Origin of the sequence: Streptomyces siamensis (assembly GCF_039543605.1) — a bacterium.
GTDB lineage: Bacteria > Actinomycetota > Actinomycetes > Streptomycetales > Streptomycetaceae > Streptomyces > Streptomyces siamensis.
Map to the genome: position 1 here is coordinate 186,344 of NZ_BAABKB010000002.1, position 15,522 is coordinate 201,865.

The 15,522-nt window shown below is 71.9% G+C and carries 11 protein-coding genes, 1 tRNA gene and 1 pseudogene; 8 read left to right on the plus strand and 5 right to left on the minus strand.

From position 1 onward, the window contains the following. Positions 1-142: 142 nt before the first annotated feature. Positions 143-607, minus strand: coding sequence for a heme-degrading domain-containing protein (locus ABEB03_RS03620; protein WP_345641014.1), 465 nt, complete (start codon positions 605-607; stop codon positions 143-145). Further along, positions 604-1,680, minus strand: a complete 1,077-nt coding sequence (locus ABEB03_RS03625) for a Gfo/Idh/MocA family oxidoreductase (protein WP_345641015.1) — start codon at positions 1,678-1,680, stop codon at positions 604-606. The genes ABEB03_RS03620 and ABEB03_RS03625 overlap by 4 nt, the downstream gene beginning before the upstream one ends. Positions 1,681-1,932: 252 nt before the next feature. Here ABEB03_RS03625 and ABEB03_RS03630 point away from each other — a divergent pair, with 252 nt between their 5' ends. The 7 genes and pseudogenes from ABEB03_RS03630 to ABEB03_RS03660 all read left to right on the plus strand — a co-directional run bounded on the left by ABEB03_RS03630 (position 1,933) and on the right by ABEB03_RS03660 (position 9,289). Then, positions 1,933-3,057 (plus strand): ROK family transcriptional regulator, encoded by a 1,125-nt coding sequence (locus tag ABEB03_RS03630; RefSeq protein ID WP_345644018.1) that lies wholly within the window; start codon positions 1,933-1,935, stop codon positions 3,055-3,057. A gap of 620 nt (positions 3,058-3,677) precedes the next feature. Next, positions 3,678-4,613 carry an LPXTG cell wall anchor domain-containing protein gene (locus ABEB03_RS03635; protein ID WP_345641017.1) on the plus strand — a complete coding sequence of 312 codons (936 nt, stop codon included), beginning with the start codon at positions 3,678-3,680 and terminating at the stop codon, positions 4,611-4,613. A gap of 50 nt (positions 4,614-4,663) precedes the next feature. Next, positions 4,664-5,222, plus strand: a pseudogene (locus ABEB03_RS03640) (ATP-binding cassette domain-containing protein); the annotation flags it as partial. A gap of 194 nt (positions 5,223-5,416) precedes the next feature. After that, positions 5,417-6,196 (plus strand): HAD-IIA family hydrolase, encoded by a 780-nt coding sequence (locus ABEB03_RS03645; RefSeq protein WP_345641021.1) that lies wholly within the window; start codon positions 5,417-5,419, stop codon positions 6,194-6,196. Between the two features lie 121 nt (positions 6,197-6,317). Beyond that, the gene (locus ABEB03_RS03650) at positions 6,318-7,154 is read left to right on the plus strand and encodes a hypothetical protein (RefSeq protein ID WP_345641024.1); all 837 of its coding nucleotides are present in this window, start codon (positions 6,318-6,320) and stop codon (positions 7,152-7,154) included. 1 nt (position 7,155) lies between these two features. Beyond that, complete coding sequence (locus ABEB03_RS03655; RefSeq protein WP_345641027.1) at positions 7,156-7,815, plus strand: class F sortase; 660 nt, start codon at positions 7,156-7,158, stop codon at positions 7,813-7,815. 457 nt (positions 7,816-8,272) lie between these two features. Beyond that, the gene (locus ABEB03_RS03660; RefSeq protein ID WP_345641030.1) at positions 8,273-9,289 is read left to right on the plus strand and encodes a glycoside hydrolase family 6 protein; all 1,017 of its coding nucleotides are present in this window, start codon (positions 8,273-8,275) and stop codon (positions 9,287-9,289) included. Between the two features lie 133 nt (positions 9,290-9,422). Here the strand turns inward: ABEB03_RS03660 and glxA are convergent, their stop codons facing one another. From glxA to ABEB03_RS03675, 3 genes are all read right to left on the minus strand, one after another. Next, positions 9,423-11,360, minus strand: a complete 1,938-nt coding sequence (glxA, locus tag ABEB03_RS03665) for a radical copper oxidase GlxA (RefSeq protein ID WP_345641033.1) — start codon at positions 11,358-11,360, stop codon at positions 9,423-9,425. Further along, positions 11,357-13,303 carry a glycosyltransferase family 2 protein gene (locus ABEB03_RS03670; RefSeq protein ID WP_345641036.1) on the minus strand — a complete coding sequence of 649 codons (1,947 nt, stop codon included), beginning with the start codon at positions 13,301-13,303 and terminating at the stop codon, positions 11,357-11,359. The genes glxA and ABEB03_RS03670 overlap by 4 nt, the downstream gene beginning before the upstream one ends. A gap of 406 nt (positions 13,304-13,709) precedes the next feature. Continuing rightward, a tRNA-Lys gene (locus ABEB03_RS03675) sits at positions 13,710-13,783 on the minus strand. 322 nt (positions 13,784-14,105) lie between these two features. Between ABEB03_RS03675 and ABEB03_RS03680 the strand changes: the two genes are divergently transcribed. After that, the gene (locus tag ABEB03_RS03680) at positions 14,106-15,476 is read left to right on the plus strand and encodes a peptidoglycan-binding protein (protein ID WP_345641039.1); all 1,371 of its coding nucleotides are present in this window, start codon (positions 14,106-14,108) and stop codon (positions 15,474-15,476) included. Positions 15,477-15,522: the final 46 nt, after the last annotated feature.

A 15,522-nucleotide genomic window follows, 5' to 3' on the forward strand; every position in this document is an offset into this window, starting at 1 on the left:
GGGGTTTTTCGGGCGAGGGCCCGTGCGGGTCGAGTGTGGCTGGGCGCGCCGTTCCCCGCGCCCCTGGCGGGGCGCTCCCCGGTCCGGCGTTTCCTGCGGGGCGCTTCCGGCCCCGCCTGTCGGCGGGGCCGGGTGGGGTTGTTCAGGGGGTCCTGAGCTTTTCCAGGGCCTCCACGACCATGGCGTGGTCCTCGACCTGCGGCAGGCCCGACACCACCACCGTGCCGATGACTCCCGCGCCCTCGACGATGATCGGGAACGCGCCGCCGTGCGCCGCGTACGTGTCGGGGTCCAGGCGCGAGGACTCCTCGAACGTCGTGCCCTTGGCGCGGAAACGCGAGCCGACCAGGAGCGACGAGCAGCCGTAGCGCTCGACGACCCGGCGCTTGCGGTCGATCCAGGCGTCGTTGTCCGGGGTCGAGCCCGGCAGCGCCGCGTGGAAGAGCTGCTGCCCGCCGCGGCGGATGTCGACGGCGACGGGCGCACGGCGCTCGCGCGCGAGCTCCACGAGGAGCGTGCCCAGGGCCCACGCGTCGTCGTACGTGAAGTGCGGCAGCGTCAGACGGCGCTCCTGCTCCTCCAGCTCGGCGATCTCCGGCGCGTTCACAGGGACACCACCACGGACTCGCGGGCGGACCGGCGGGCCGCCTCCAGGACGTCGAGCGCGGCGGCCGCCTCGTACGCGGTGACCGGGTTGGGGCCGCCGTCGCGGAGGGCGGCGGCGACAGCCGCGTAGTACGCCGGGTAGGCGCCCGGGACCGTGGGCTCGGGGCGCCCGCCGCCGCTCAGCGGGGACTCCCCGGAACCGACGCGGCCCCACAGGGCCTCGGGCTCGACACCCCATTCCCTGCCCGCCGCGGGCCGCCTGCCCTCGCGCAGGTCCGCCTCCTGCGGGTCGAGGCCGTACTTCACGTAGCCGGCCTGCGAGCCCAGGACGCGGAAACGCGGGCCGAGCTGGGCGGTCGTCGCGGAGACGTAGAGGTGGGAGCGGACGCCGTTCGCGTGCGTGATCGCGATGAAGGTGTCGTCGTCGGCCGCGGCGCCGTCGCGGCGGACGTCCGACTCGGCGTACACCGAGGTCGCGGGGCCGAAGAGGACGAGCGCCTGGTCGACGACATGGCTGCCGAGGTCGTAGAGAAGACCTCCGATCTCTGCCGGGTCGCCGGACTCGCGCCAGCCGCCCTTGGGCTGCGGGCGCCAGCGCTCGAAGCGGGACTCGAAGCGCCAGACGTCGCCCAGTTCCCCCTCGGCCAGCAGCTTGCGCAGGGTCAGGAAGTCGTTGTCCCAGCGGCGGTTCTGGAAGACGGAGAGGAGCAGTCCGCGCTCGTCGGCCAGGGCCGCCAGCTCGCGGGCCTCGGCGGCCGTACCGGCGATGGGCTTGTCGACGACCACGGGCAGACCGGCCTTCAGCGCGGCCGTCGCGATCGGCACGTGGGTCTTGTTCGGCGAGGCGATGACGATCAGGTCCAGCTCGTCGGCGCGCGCCCACAGCTCGTCCGGCGTGGCGGCGATCCGGAGGCCGTCGCCGAACTCGGCGCGGGCCTGCTCCTGCCGCTCCGGGTTCGACGTGACGACCGTGTCGAGGGCGAGCCCTTCGGTCGCGGCGATCAGCGGGGCGTGGAAGACGGAGCCCGCGAGGCCGTAGCCGACGAGGCCCACACGGAGGGGAGTACGAGTCATGCCTCCCACTTTCGCAACGCTGTTGCCAAAGTGCAAGCGCGGGGGACAATGGCCGATGTGAACAGGACGAACGCGGGAGAGGCGGGACAGGCACCGGCGCCGACGGCGGCCGGGGGCCGCACACGGGCGGGCGCCGCCGGGTCGGCGGGCGGTGCGCACGGGGCTGCGGGGCCGGGCGGGGTCGGCGAGGCGGTCGGCTCGGGCGGCTCCTCGGGTGCGGGTGCGGGTGCGGGTGCGGGCGGGGCCGTGGGCATGGCAGGGCCCGCCGGGGCGAACCTGCTGGCGTTGCGCAGCCACAACGCCGCCCTCGTGCTCGACCTGCTGCGTGCCGCCGGGCCCGCCGGGATCAGCCGGCTCGAACTCGCCGAGCGGACGGGGCTGACCCCGCAGGCCGTCAGCAAGATCACCGCCCGGCTGCGGGCCGAGGGGCTCGCGGCGGAGGCGGGCCGCCGGGCCTCCACCGGCGGCAAGCCGCGCACGGTGCTGCGGCTCGTCCCCGAGGCCGGTCACGCCGTCGGACTCCATCTCGACCGGGACGAGCTGACGGCGGTGCTGTGCGACCTCACCGGAGCGGTGGTGGCGGAGCGCAGGGCCCCGCTGGACCTGGGCGCCGGGGGCGACGCGGTCGTCGAGGGCGCGGCAGGGGAGGTCGAGGCCCTGCTCGCCGGCGTGTCCGTGCTGGGCGTGGGCGTCGCCCTGCCCGGACCGCTCGACCACACGCGCGGGGTGCTGCACCGCGTCACCGGGTTCCCGCAGTGGGACGGGTTCCCGCTGCGGGACGCGCTGGCGGGACGGCTGGGCCTGCCGGTCGTGGTGGACAAGGACACCAACGCCGCCGCCCTGGGGGTCGCGGTGGCGGGGGGCGAGCCCGCCGGGTCCGCCGGCTTCGCCGCTCCGGCGGGCTCGGGCGGCGGGTCCTTCGCCTATCTGCATCTCGGTACGGGTCTGGGGGCCGGGCTCGTGATCGGCGGGGCCGTGCATCGCGGGGCCCGCACCGGGGCGGGCGAGTTCGGGCACCAGGTCATCCAGCTGGACGGACCGTTGTGCGGGTGCGGAAACCGGGGGTGCATCGAGGTGCTGTGCCTGGACGCGGTCAGGCGGGGAGCGCCGGAGGAGGCGGCCCGGGTGCTCGGAGCGGGGGCCGCGAACCTGGTGGGGCTGCTGGACATCGATCTCGTGCTGCTGGGCGGACGGACCGTCGCGGCGGCGGAGGACGTCTTCGTGCGCGGGGTCGGGGCGGTGCTGGAGGAGCGGGCCCTGCGTGAAGGGGTTGCCGCGGGAGTGCCCGTGCGGGTGGCTCCGGGCGGGGCGCGGGGCGTCGCCGAGGGGGCGGCCCAGCTGCTGCTGGCTCCGCTGTTCGGACGGGGGGAGGGGTAGGGGCGGGGCTCGCTCTGCCGTACCTGGACGGGCAGGGGTGGCAGCGCCGGGGACCCACCGGCCCGTCCGGCGCTTGAGGACGAGGCCGTCCAGGCCGATCCGGGGGTCTGCGGGCGGAGCCCCCGGAAACAAGGGACGGGCAGGGGTGGCGGGGGGCGAAACCTGTCCGGCGCACACCCGGCACACCCAGCGCACGCGGCACACCCAGCGCACCCGGCGCACCCGGCGCACCCGGCACACCGGGCACCGGCTCCAAACCCGCCTCCCGCCTCCCGCCTCCCGCCTCCCGCCCCCAGGCCGGAAGGACTTCGGAGTGCAGGCCGACGCCGTACGGACTGAGCGTCCCCTGGTGCCGAAAGGACTCGGCGAGCCGGCGCCGGCGTCGGACGGGTGCTGCGTTCCCCGGTGGAGAAAGGCCTCTGTCAACGGGAGCCGGCGCCCGGCGGCCGGATGGCCCCCGGCACTCGAAAGGGGCCGCCGTTCGGGCTATTTGTGCGACTTGTCCGGCGTGGTGGGGTGCCACGGGCGGAGCCGCATGGAACGGTCGGGGAGGCCGTTGCCCGGTACCCCTGCCGCCTTCGATCCCGCTCCCAGCCGCCCCCGATCGGCAAAGGCCCCTCATGCGACTGCGTTCCCTGCTTCCGTTCACCCTGACCGCCGCCGCCCCCGCCGCTCTGGGGAGTCTCGCCCCGGCGGCCTTCGCGTCGACCCCGGCCCCGGCGCTCACCGCCTCGGAGCCCCGTCCCGCCTGCGCCGCGCCCGACACCCGGGACTTCCCCATCAAGACCCGTATCCACGGTGGTCCGGCCGTGTACGACGTCGGCGGCGGCTTCTCGACCTGGTACATCGACCTCACCAACACCACCGCGCACGCCTGCGGCGGCATCCACCCGATCGTCGTGCTCGTGGACGAGAAGCGGGCGTTGCGGCCGGAGCAGGCGCGGCTGGAGTTCTACGAGGGAGAGAAGTCGCACGCGGTGACGTTCGACAAGAGCGACGAGGCCGAGAACGTGGGTGCGTTCGACGACGGGTTCCCGGGGTTCACCGTGGGCGCGGGCCGGACCCTCACCGTGAAGGTGCGGCTGTCGCTGACGTCGGACGCGCCCGTGCCGAACGAGGTCGTCGCCAACGCGGCCGTCGTGCAGCGGCAGGACGACGACGGCGACTGGGTGGGGGAGTCGAACGACTACCGCTTCCGCGTCGAGGACCAGGGCGAGGACCCGCAGGAGGACGAGGAGCGGGGCGAGGAGTCGCCGGGAGAGGAGCAGCAGGGGGAAGGGCGGGATCCGGAGCAGGGCGTCGGTGACGGCGAGAGCGCCGGGGCCGACCCCGGCGTCGGGGCCACCGCGAGTGCCGGGGACGGGACCGCCACCGGGGGCGCGAGCCGCGACGCCACCGGCACGGACGAGAACGCGAACCCGTCCGCGGACGTGCTGGCCAGTACGGGACCGGGCGCGCCGAACGCCGTCGGGGTGGCGGCGGGCCTGCTGCTGTCGGCCGCCGGGGCCGCCCTCTTCGTGGTCTTCCGCCGGGAGCGCCCGGGCCGGCACCGCTGACACCCGTACCGCGGGGCCCCGACGCCGTCTGCGACGATCCCCTCGTGGACCTGTACGTCACCCACGACCAGATCGAGGCACTCACGCTGGCCGACCGGATCGCGGTCATGGACAGGCCCGGCTCAGGGACGTCGGCACGCCCCGGCAGTTGTACCGGGGCCCGCGGACCGAGTTCACGGCGTCCTTCGTCGGCAACGCGAACCTGCTGCCGGTGACGGTGGGGGCGGACGGGGTCGTCTTCGCCGGGACCGAGCTGAAGGTGCCGACCGGGGGCGCCGCCCGGGGCGCGACCGCGACGCTGTGCGTACGGCCGCACCTCGTCGGTCTCGGTGCCGGGCCCAACGCCCTGACCGGGTCGGCCGCCGAGGTGCGGTGGCGGGGGCCACGCATCGGCTGTCCGTCGACGTGGGAGGCCACCGGGTCAAGGCGGACCTGCGGGAACTGCAGCGGCCGCCCGCCCTCGGGGACGAGATCACCGCCACCGACGCCGACGCCATCGCCCTGGCCAAGCTCATGGACGGCGTCGGGGTCTTCGAGCCCGACTGGGCGGACATCGACAAGAACCTGACCTCGTACGTCGAGGACTGGAAGTCCGCCACCGGCAGCTGAACCCCGCCCCACCCGCGACGCCCCTGGAACCACCGGGGCCGGGACCACGCCGTCGTGACCAGGGATGCCGTTCGGATCCGGGCTCGAACAGATCCGAACGGCACCCCCTAGGCTGGGGGCGCCGGCACAACGTCGTTCCGGCGCCCCCGGATCGAGTGCGTGCAGGTACGCCAGGACGGCAGGAGACCCAGCAGATGGCAGAGCGCAAGCCCATCGAATCGTGGCTCACCGACATGGACGGTGTGCTCATCCACGAGGGCGTGCCGATCCCCGGCGCCGACGCCTTCGTCAAGAAGCTGCGTGAGTCCGGGAAGCCGTTCCTGGTGCTCACCAACAACTCCATCTACACCGCCCGCGACCTGCACGCCAGACTCCGGCGCATGGGCCTCGACGTGCCGGTCGAGAACATCTGGACCTCGGCCCTGGCCACCGCCGAGTTCCTGGACGACCAGCGGCCGGGCGGCACCGCGTACGTCATCGGCGAGGCGGGCCTGACGACGGCGCTGCACGACATCGGATACGTCCTCACCGACCACGACCCGGACTACGTGGTCCTCGGCGAGACGCGCACCTACTCCTTCGAGGCCATGACGAAGGCGGTCCGGCTGATCAAGGAAGGTGCCCGTTTCATCGCCACCAACCCGGACGAGACGGGTCCGTCCACCGAGGGACCGCTGCCCGCCACCGGCGCGGTCGCGGCACTGATCACCAAGGCGACCGGCAAGCAGCCGTACTTCGCGGGCAAGCCGAACCCGCTGATGATGCGCACCGGCCTGAACGCGATCGGGGCGCACTCCGAGACCAGCGCGATGATCGGCGACCGCATGGACACCGACGTGCTGGCGGGGCTGGAGGCCGGGATGCAGACCTTCCTGGTCCTCACGGGCCTGACCACGCCCGAGGAGATCGAGCAGTATCCGTACCGGCCGTCGAAGGTCGTGGACTCGATCGCCGACCTCGTCGACCTGGTCTGATACCCACCGGACCGTTCGAAACCCGCACGAAGGCACACGGACTCGGACGGAGCAACCGGACCGCTCTGAAGATGCGCCCCGGCGCCGCTGGAGGGAACCTCCTGTTGTCTGGAGGTTCACGATGCGTTCCAAGAGAATCACTCTCTGCGCCGGGGCGGCGGTCGTGGCCGCGTTCGCACCCACAGCGTGGCTCGCCCCCCTCGCCTTCGCGGCCGACCCGGGTACGGGCGTGCTGCTGACGCCCGCGGCCCCCGCGCCCGGCACCGACGTCCGGCTTCGGGCGACCGGCTGCTCGGGCAGGACGGGCACCGCCACGTCCTCCGCGTTCGTCTCGGACGCGCGGCTCACCGCCGCCGGCGGGGGTGTCCTGACCGGCGACACCCGGGTGACCAGCGGGCTGGCGCCCGGCACGTACGCCGTCGAGGTCGACTGCGACGGCCGGGACGGCAAGGTCACGGGAGTCGCGCAGATCGTGCCGCGGAGCTCCGCCACCCAGGGCGCCGTGCCCGACCTCCTGCCGAACGACATCGTGCAGCACCTGCTGCCGCAGGACATCGGGCCGACCATCCGGGTGCCGCAGGGCATCCTCCCGACGGGCATCGTGCCGACCGGCATCGTGCCTACAGGCATCATCCCGACGGCTCTCCTGCCGCAGGACAGGCCGGACGCCGAGCCCGGGAGGGACTCCGACCCCGACGAGGACTCCGGCACCGACCACGGCTCCGGCTTCGCGTCCGCACCGGCCGACGTCCCGGCCTCGCCGGTCGCGCCCGTGCACGCGGGCGGCGGCGGCACCGTGCTCCTCGCCACCCCGGACGCGCGAGCGGCCGGCCCCGGCACCCGGCAGGCCGTGATCGGCCTCGTCCTGGCCGGCGTGGCCGCCGTCGCCGTCGCGATCCTCCCCCGGGTCCGGGGCTCCGCCCGGACCGTCACGCGCCGGGGGGACGACCGCGACTGACATGTCCGAGCACGAGCGTTCTTCCGGCACAGGGCGGCTGCTGACCGCGGTGGCCTGGCTGGTGCTGCTGTTCGGGCTGTGGTTGTGGGGCCGCGACGTGACCGATGTGCGGCAGGGCCTCACGACGCCCACCACCGGGGACATCGCAGCCGTCGGGCGCCCGGACGTCCCGCTGCCGCCCGCGCTGGAACCGCTCGGCAACGCGCGCCCGCAGCGCCTCGACATCCCGTCGATGGGGGTGCAGGCCCCCGTCGTGGCCCGCGGGCTCGACCGGCAGGGCGCGATCGAGCCGCCGCCCTTCGAGCAGCCCGGAGTGGTCGGCTGGTACGCAGCCGGCGTGCGGCCGGGAGCGGCCGGCGCCGCCCTGTTCGTCGGGCACGTCGACACCGACACCAAGCCCGCGGTCTTCTACAAGCTCAGCGCGGTGCGGCCCGGAGCGACGGTCCGTGTCGTCCGCGACGACGGGAAGGTCGCCGAGTTCACCGTGGACGAGGTCCAGGTGATCCCGCGCGATCACTTCGACGCCCAGCAGGCCTACGGTGCCCACGAGCCGGGGCGGGCCGAGCTGCGGCTCGTCACCTGCGGCGGCACCTTCGACCGTGCGAGCCGCACCTACACGGCGAACGTGGTGGTGTCGGCGTACCTCACCGGAAGCGGTTGACGAGCGGTACCGGGCCCGGTCGACGACACGCTCCCCCGGGAGCCGCCGACCGGGCTGGTCCTCGACCGCGCGCGCACGGGCTGCGGGAGTAACCCGGCGACCGGCGCGGGAGGTTCTGGATCCGTCCGCGCGGGTACGCGGGCGGAGGCAACCGGCTCGGGGCCGTGGCCATTTGTGGCAACTCTAGAACGGATGAGCGTTCCGGCCTAGAGGTCGTTTGACGCCAAGTCCACGACCCGTGGCTCTGTGTGATGGGCGCAGGTGGGCATGGCCACGGGAGGGGCCGGGGTGGCCCGGCGCCCGGAGCGTGCGCTGCGCGCGCCCGGGGCGGATGTCTCCGGGTCCCGGAAGGTCCGGGGCTGTAACAGCTCTCCGACAAGGGGTGGGCGACCTCGTGAGCCGCGCGACACCTATGTCAGGATTGAGACTTAGGACGGTGCACCCAAGGGGGAGTTGGATGTACGGCAGCAGGGGGGCCGGGGCACGGGCGTCCGTGGCGGTGGTGGGGGCGGCACTGCTTCTCGCGGGATGTTCCTCCTCCGGGGGAGACGGCAAGAGCGACGGCTCGGGTGCCAAGGTCACGCAACAGCCCAAGAATTCGGACCCGTTCTGGGTCAATCCGGACGGGAACGCGGCCGAGCAGGTCGCCGCCTACCTGAAGGCGGACAAGAAGGACGAGGCCGAGCAGATCCGCAAGATAGCGGAGCAGCCGACCGGCGAGTGGATCGGCCCGGAGAACCCGGAGTCGGAGGCACGCGGCTTCACGGAGGCGGCCGAGAAGGCGGACCGGGCCGCGATCCTGGTCCTCTACAACATCCCGCACCGCGACTGCGGACAGTTCTCGCAGGGCGGCGCCGCCGACGGCGATGCCTACCGGACCTGGATCGACGGGGTCGCCCAGGGCATCGGCGACCGGCCCGCCACGGTGATCCTGGAGCCGGACGCGGTCCTGCACCTGGTCAACCAGTGCACCCCGGACGAGTACCACGAGGAGCGCTACGACCTCCTCAAGGGCGCCATCGGCAAGCTCAAGTCGCTGAAGAACACGAAGGTGTACCTGGACGCGGGCAACGCCGGCTGGGGACACCCCGACCAGATCTTCCAGCCCCTCCAGTGGGCGGGCATCGACCAGGCCGACGGCTTCTCCGTCAACGTCTCCAACTTCTACTCGACCGAGGACTCCATCGCGTACGGCAAGCAGCTGTCCGCGAAGGTCGGCAACAAGCACTTCGTCGTCGACACCAGCCGCAACGGCAAGGGCCCGTACACGGGCGGCAAGGCGGACGAGAACTGGTGCAACCCGCCGGGCCGCGCGCTCGGTGAGACTCCGACGACGAAGACGGCCGACCCGCTCGTCGACGCCTATCTGTGGGTCAAGCGGCCGGGCGAGTCCGACGGCACGTGCAAGGGCGGGCCGAAGGCCGGCCAGTGGTGGCCGGAGTACGCGCTGAAGCTCGCACGGGCCACCGAGTAGCGCGTGGGCCGCCGGGCACCGACGGCCGAACACGAGGAAAAGGGGGCGCCCTCCGCTCGAAGCGGAGGGCGCCCCCTTCGTCCGTGGTCCTCGCCCTCCGGGGCGAGGCGCACCCGGTGCCGGGCGGCCGGGATCAGGGCACCCTGACCCACTGGGCCTTGCTCGGCGTTCCCTGGTCGTCCGTCACGAACAGCATGTACCAGCCGGACTCCACGAGATTCCGGCTCTTGGGAACCGTCACCGTGATGCCGTCCTTCGTCTTCGTGAAGTCCAGCGCGATGGAGCGCTGGTCGACGTCGGTGACGTGCGTGGAGGCGCTCGGCCTGATCAGCCGGGCCGTCTTGATCGACGACGTGTGCTGCGAGGAGAACGTGGCCGAGCCGCCGCGCGCGATCGTCTTCGGCCCGCCCGAGAGCGAGGGCCGCGAGTCCCGGTACAGGTACGGCGGCGTGTAGATCTCGATGCGCTGCTCGAACACGCCCGGCTTGGTGTCGGCCTTGTCGGCGTAGAGCGAGTCGGACCCGAAGAACATCACGCGGCCGTCGGGCAGCAGGAGCGAGCCCGAGTGGTAGTTGCGGCCCACCAGCGGGTCGGCCACCCGGTCGAAGGTGTTCGACTTCGGGTCGTAGATCCGCGCCTGGAGGATGTTGGAGTCACCGCGCCCGCGGTAGTCCTCGGAGCCGCCGGACACCAGCACGGTGTCGTCGGGCAGGATCGAGGACTGCGGGTAGCGGGTGCCCTTCTCCAGCTCGGGACCGTCCACGAACCTCGGGTTCTTGTCCAAGAGGTCGATGAGCCGGGTCTTCTTGCTGGACAGCTGGGACTCGCCGACCCCGCCGCCGCCGATCACCATGTACTTCTCGTCCTGGGCGGGCGGCAGCAGCACCGTGCCCGAGGTCTCCATCATGTTCGCGTCGCTCAGGCCCTTGAGCTTGGTGAACTTGTTGGTCTCCACGTCCCAGACACCGGGCTTGCGGCCCACGTCGTCGGGGCCGTACCCGGCGTTCGAGCCCGAGTAGAAGAGCTTGCCGTTCTGCATCAGGGAGATCGCCGGATAGGTCGGGAACTGCCGGATGCCCTTGGTGTAGGTCCACTTCTTGGTCTTGGGGTCGAACACCTCGTTCTTGCCCGGGACCAGCTGTCCGATCTCGTCGAGACCGGACAGGCTGAGCACCTTGCCGTCGGACAGGGTGGTCAGCGTCGGGTACCAGCGGGCCTCGTTCATCGGGTCGACCTTGATGTACTTCTCGGCGACCGGATCGAACTCGTAGGCGTCCCTGATCCCCTGGAAGTCCTTCTTGTCCAGGGCGAGTTTCTGCGCGATGCCGTACGTGTTGCGGGCGTCGGTGCCCGTCAGGCCCTGGACGCGGTAGTTGTCCTGGGTGCCGGTCTCGTGCTTCTGGCCGCTGCGCTGCGACTCGACGTAGATGCGGCCGAGGCCCGGGTCGTTGCGCAGGAACACGCCGGTCGCCGGGTCGAAGACCTTCTTGGCGCGCGGTACGAGCACCGGGTCCTTGGAGACGAACGTCTTGCCGTTCTTCTTGCCGGTGAACTTGGTGCCCGCGGGCAGGGTGATCGGCTTGTCCGGGTTCTCGTTGTGCACGATCATCAGGCCGCCGGCCTTGGTGACGTCGCCCTTGAGCTTCTCGTACCGCTTGGTGCCGCCCGCGATCAGCAGGTTGCCGTTGGACAGCTGGGTGTGGCCCGTGCAGAACAGGTCGCTCGGCGTGGGGATCTTCTTGATGGTGCCCTTGACCGGGTCCCAGATCCGCGTGTCGAACCTCTTCGCGTCGAAGTTGTTCTGGTTGTTGCCCGAGCCCGCGACGAGCAGGACCTTGCCGGTGTGCAGCAGGGCGGCGTGGATGGTGTTCTGCCGGTACTCCTTGGGGAACTGGACTATGTCCCAGTGGCCGTTGTCGGCTTTGTACTCGGGCTTGTTGATCGTGTACTGGTGGTACTTGTCCGTCCCGAAGCGATACAGCCAGGGCCCGTTCATCCCGGCCAGAGCGAGCACCACCACCCCGGTTATGCCGAGGCGGCGGGCACGGCGGCGGCGGGCACCGTCTTTCATTTCTTACGTCCCCCAAGGGCGATCTGCATGGTCTGGTCGTTGCCCCCGGCCGAGGCCCAGGTGGGCCGCTGCTGCGGCGCGTGCGGGGCGTGCTGCTCCTGCTGCGGCACGGAGGCCTGCGGCGGGACGCTGGCGGCCTCGGGCGGCGTCGGCGGCTTCTTCCGCTCCTGGCGCATGGTCCAGCGCCAGGCGAAGATCGGCGAGGCGGTGATCAGCAGGGCGAAGGTGGCCCAGGTGATCATCGCGGGGTGGGAGTGCCCGAGCACGAAGCCGGCGGTGATCGAGCCGGCGAAGACCAGGATGAAGAACAGGTGGATCCGGAAGGTCCCGAACAGTGTGTCGGGGCTGGCCGAATCGCCCTTGGGCGTCACCACGAACTTGCTCTTGCGGCGCAGCACCGCGTCCATCAGCGAGCGGGCGTAGATCGGCGCGGACAGCGCCGACATCACCATGCCCGCGACACCGCCGGAACCCTCGGGCTCGTGCGGCGAGACGTTGTGGCGCCGGTTCCAGATGTACAGGCCGATCTGCAGCGCGGACGCGTTGCCGTAGAGCATCAGCCAGACCGTCGGGTCGATGTTCACGCCGGAGGCGCCCAGGCCCAGGAAGAGGGCGCAGCTCAGTGCCGCGAGGATCCAGTTCAGCGCCGACATCGGGTAGAAGATGATCATCATCGTGTAGTTGAAGAGCTTGCCCGGAGGCATGGAGAAGAAGCCCTTCCAGTACTGCTTGAGGATCGTCTCGTAGGTGCCCCGGGACCAGCGCAGCTGCTGGGTGAAGAAGTCCGTCCAGGCGTTCGGCCCCTCGCCGACGGCGAGCACGTCCGGGGTGTAGACCGACTTCCACTTCCGGCCGGTGGCGGGGTTCTTCGCGCGGTGGATCTCGAAGCCGGTCGCCATGTCCTCGGTGATCGAGTCGTACAGGCCGCCGATCTGCTTCAGCGCCTTGATGCGTACGGCGTTCGAGGTGCCCACGAACATCGGGGCGCCGTAGAAGTTGCCGGCGCGCTGGATGAGGGCGTGGAAGAGGAACTGCTGGGACTCGGCGGCCTTGGTGACGAACGCGTCGTAGTTGCCGTACACCTGCGGGCCGATGACGAAGCCGACGTCCGGGTCACGGAAGAAGCCGAGCATCCGCTCCAGGTAGTTGGGCAGCGGCACGTGGTCGGTGTCGACCGAGGCGAAGTAGTCGTAGTCGTCGCCGTGCGCCTCCAGCCAGGCGTTGTAGTTGCCGTGCTTGGTCTTGGCGCGGTGCGGGCCCTTGGCCCGGTTCCACTTGGAGACACCCTTGCGGGAGAAGTGGTGCACGCCCAGACGCGCGCACACCTCCTTCACCTCGGGGTCGTCGCCCTCGTCGAGGAGCCAGACGTGCATCAGGCCCCGGTGGCGCAGCTTGACCGCCGCCTCCAGGGTCTTCGTCACCATGGCGAGGGGCTCCTTGCCGGGCACGAAGGAGGTGAGGAAGGCGACTCTGGTGCCGGTCTGCGGCACCACCGGGATCGGGTCGCGGGCGACCAGGGTGGCGTGCGCGTTCGACAGCACGTTCATGCAGCGGAAGAACTCGATCAGACCGATCGAGACCAGCATGACGATGTCGAGCGCGGGCAGGAAGTCGTAGGCCGGGTAGTCGCGTTCGGTCCAGTGCTCGGGCTGGAGCAGCCAGCCCAGCAGGATCAGCGAGAGCAGCGGCGCCGCGCCCAGCATGAGGGCCGCCCGTATGCGGTGCGGCTCCTGCGACAGCAGCGAGCGGTACTGCACTTTGTAGGGCTTGCCCGGGTCCGGCTGAGTGAGGGGCCCCGCGAGCCGGCTGTAGTGCTCGTAGTCGTACCTCGGAAGCGACTTCTTGATTCTCCGGAAGCCGCCCGTCCGGTGCGACGGCACACGGAGCTGGGTCGTCTCGGACGGGTCGAAATTCTGCCGGGCGCCCGTCGGCGTCGACGTCATGAGTCATCCCCCCGCACGCACGGTCACGTGCGTGTTCGTCGGTTCTTGGCGCCCGCTCAGGTCCCCCTCGACCTTCCCGGACGCATCACTGGCAGGCCGCAGTCACCACATCTTCCACACCCTATAGACATGGAACGACGACCTTCCGGTTGCATGATGCCCCCCTCGGCATCCGTTCATGAACGGGGCCCCCAACCCCCCATGCCCGCAACCGGCCCTGCCCCCAACTGTCATGTATCGACAGTCCCTTGAAGCCCAGGGTTCTACGCCGTTCATCATGATCGCAAGATGCGAAACGATGTGTTAACCGGTCATACGCGCTCATTGGGACGCGTGTACGACGGCGGGGGTGATGTGGCGTACGACGAAGGGCCCCCTCGCGGTGGCGAGAGGGCCCGTCGGTCGGTGCGCCGCCAGGGACTCGAACCCCGGACCCGCTGATTAAGAGTCAGCTGCTCTAACCAACTGAGCTAGCGGCGCCTGCTGACGGCAGAACTCTACCCGACCCGGGAGGGTGCTCCGGACCGCCGGACCGCCGGACCGCCCGGGCTGCAGGGTGGGCGAGGGGTGGGCCGGACGCATGCGGAGGGCTCCGGGGGGAGCGGCCGCGGGCCGGGCGGGCGTGGTCGGCGCCGGGGGAGGGGGCTCGGGCTCCGGCGGTCGCGGCCGGCTCCGGGTGAGGCGGGGGCCCCGGGTGGCGTACATCATTCGGACCGTCAACATGCGACACCGGGGCACAGTTGCCAGACTGGCGAATGTGCAGAAATGCGGACAATTTGACGGGGAGTGTGAGGGGAGTCGCATGGATGCTCCGGTGTTCGAGGAGATCGATCCCGCGAGCGACTGCGACTGTCCCGGATGCGTGCACTGGCGGCGTGTGATGCCCGCTTCCGTGCTGCCCGGACCCGTGGGCCATCCGGCGGCACGCAGGGCGCTCGTCCTGGCCGCCGCGGCGGGCACCGTCCTCGGCGCCGGCCAGTCGGTGCCGGCGCTCGCGGTCGCGCACGGACCCGCACGGCCGGGCGCCCCCGCGGCTGACGAGCCCGGTACCCCGCAGGGCGGCCGGGCTCCGCTGCACGGTCCGGCGGGCAGACCCGCGAAGCCGGCCAGGCCCGGGGCCGCGGTGCCCACCACCACCCGGGCCGCCATCATCAACCGGGCGAAGGCCTGGGTCTCCGGCAAGGTGCCGTACAGCATGAGCGCGTACTGGTCGGACGGGTACCGGCAGGACTGCTCCGGCTTCGTCTCGATGGCCTGGAACCTGCCCGGCAACGAATGGACGGGCAGCCTCGCGGGTTTCGGGGTGCGCGTCTCCCGCGACCAGCTCCAGCCCGGCGACATCCTGCTGTTCCACAATCCCGCCGACCCGCAGAACGGCTCGCACGTCGTCCTGTTCGGCGGCTGGACCGACTACACGCACACCTATTACATCGCCTACGAGCAGACCCGCCCGCACGCTCGCAAGCAGTCCACGCCGTACGCCTACTGGACGCACTCCACCGGCTATCTGGCCTACCGGTACAAGGGGCTCGCGGAAACCACGACCGGTGCGGGCGCGTCCTCCCCGGGCACCGCGACGGCACGCTATCCGGGCTCGGCGTACTTCGGACCCGGCGCGGACAACGCCTACGTCACCCAGTTGGGCCGCCTCCTCGTCGACCGGGGTGCGGCCCGCTTCTACGCCTCGGGGCCGGGGCCGCGCTGGTCGGACGCGGACCGGCGGGCGACCCAGGCGTTCCAGCGGGCGCAGGGCTGGACCGGGACGGCCGCGGACGGGCTGCCGGGGCCGCAGACCTGGTCGTACCTGGTGGGAAGCAAGGGCAAGGACATCCCCGGTGCGGCGGCGGGGGGTTCGGGGTCCACGGGGTCCTCCGGCGGCAAGGAGGGCACCGGACAGGACGGCGGCCGGGCGCCGGGCGGATCCTCGCACGGCGTGCCCGGCTATCCGGGGCGCGGCATGTTCCGCCCCGGGGCCGACAACGCCCATGTCACCCGGCTCGGGCGGCAGCTGGTCATAAAGGGGTTCGGCAAGTACTACACCTCGGGGCCCGGTCCGCGCTGGGGTGAGGCGGACCGGCGCAACGTGGAGGCGTTCCAGCGGTCCCAGGGCTGGCGCGGCGGCGCCGCGGACGGCTATCCGGGGCCGGAGACGTGGCGGCGGCTCTTCTCCTGAGCACCGTTCGGGGCTCGTGAACATCTGGTTCGTCCGTCGGTTCCGG

Bases quoted from the DNA above. Each gene is read 5' to 3' on its own strand.
- ABEB03_RS03625 (WP_345641015.1), bottom strand. From the start codon at position 1,680: ATGACTCGTACTCCCCTCCGTGTGGGCCTCGTCGGCTACGGCCTCGCG.
- ABEB03_RS03630 (WP_345644018.1), top strand. From the start codon at position 1,933: ATGGCAGGGCCCGCCGGGGCGAACCTGCTGGCGTTGCGCAGCCACAAC.
- ABEB03_RS03635 (WP_345641017.1), top strand. From the start codon at position 3,678: ATGCGACTGCGTTCCCTGCTTCCGTTCACCCTGACCGCCGCCGCCCCC.
- ABEB03_RS03645 (WP_345641021.1), top strand. From the start codon at position 5,417: ATGGCAGAGCGCAAGCCCATCGAATCGTGGCTCACCGACATGGACGGT.
- ABEB03_RS03650 (WP_345641024.1), top strand. From the start codon at position 6,318: ATGCGTTCCAAGAGAATCACTCTCTGCGCCGGGGCGGCGGTCGTGGCC.
- ABEB03_RS03655 (WP_345641027.1), top strand. From the start codon at position 7,156: ATGTCCGAGCACGAGCGTTCTTCCGGCACAGGGCGGCTGCTGACCGCG.
- ABEB03_RS03660 (WP_345641030.1), top strand. From the start codon at position 8,273: ATGTACGGCAGCAGGGGGGCCGGGGCACGGGCGTCCGTGGCGGTGGTG.
- glxA (WP_345641033.1), bottom strand. From the start codon at position 11,360: ATGAAAGACGGTGCCCGCCGCCGCCGTGCCCGCCGCCTCGGCATAACC.
- ABEB03_RS03670 (WP_345641036.1), bottom strand. From the start codon at position 13,303: ATGACGTCGACGCCGACGGGCGCCCGGCAGAATTTCGACCCGTCCGAG.
- ABEB03_RS03680 (WP_345641039.1), top strand. From the start codon at position 14,106: ATGGATGCTCCGGTGTTCGAGGAGATCGATCCCGCGAGCGACTGCGAC.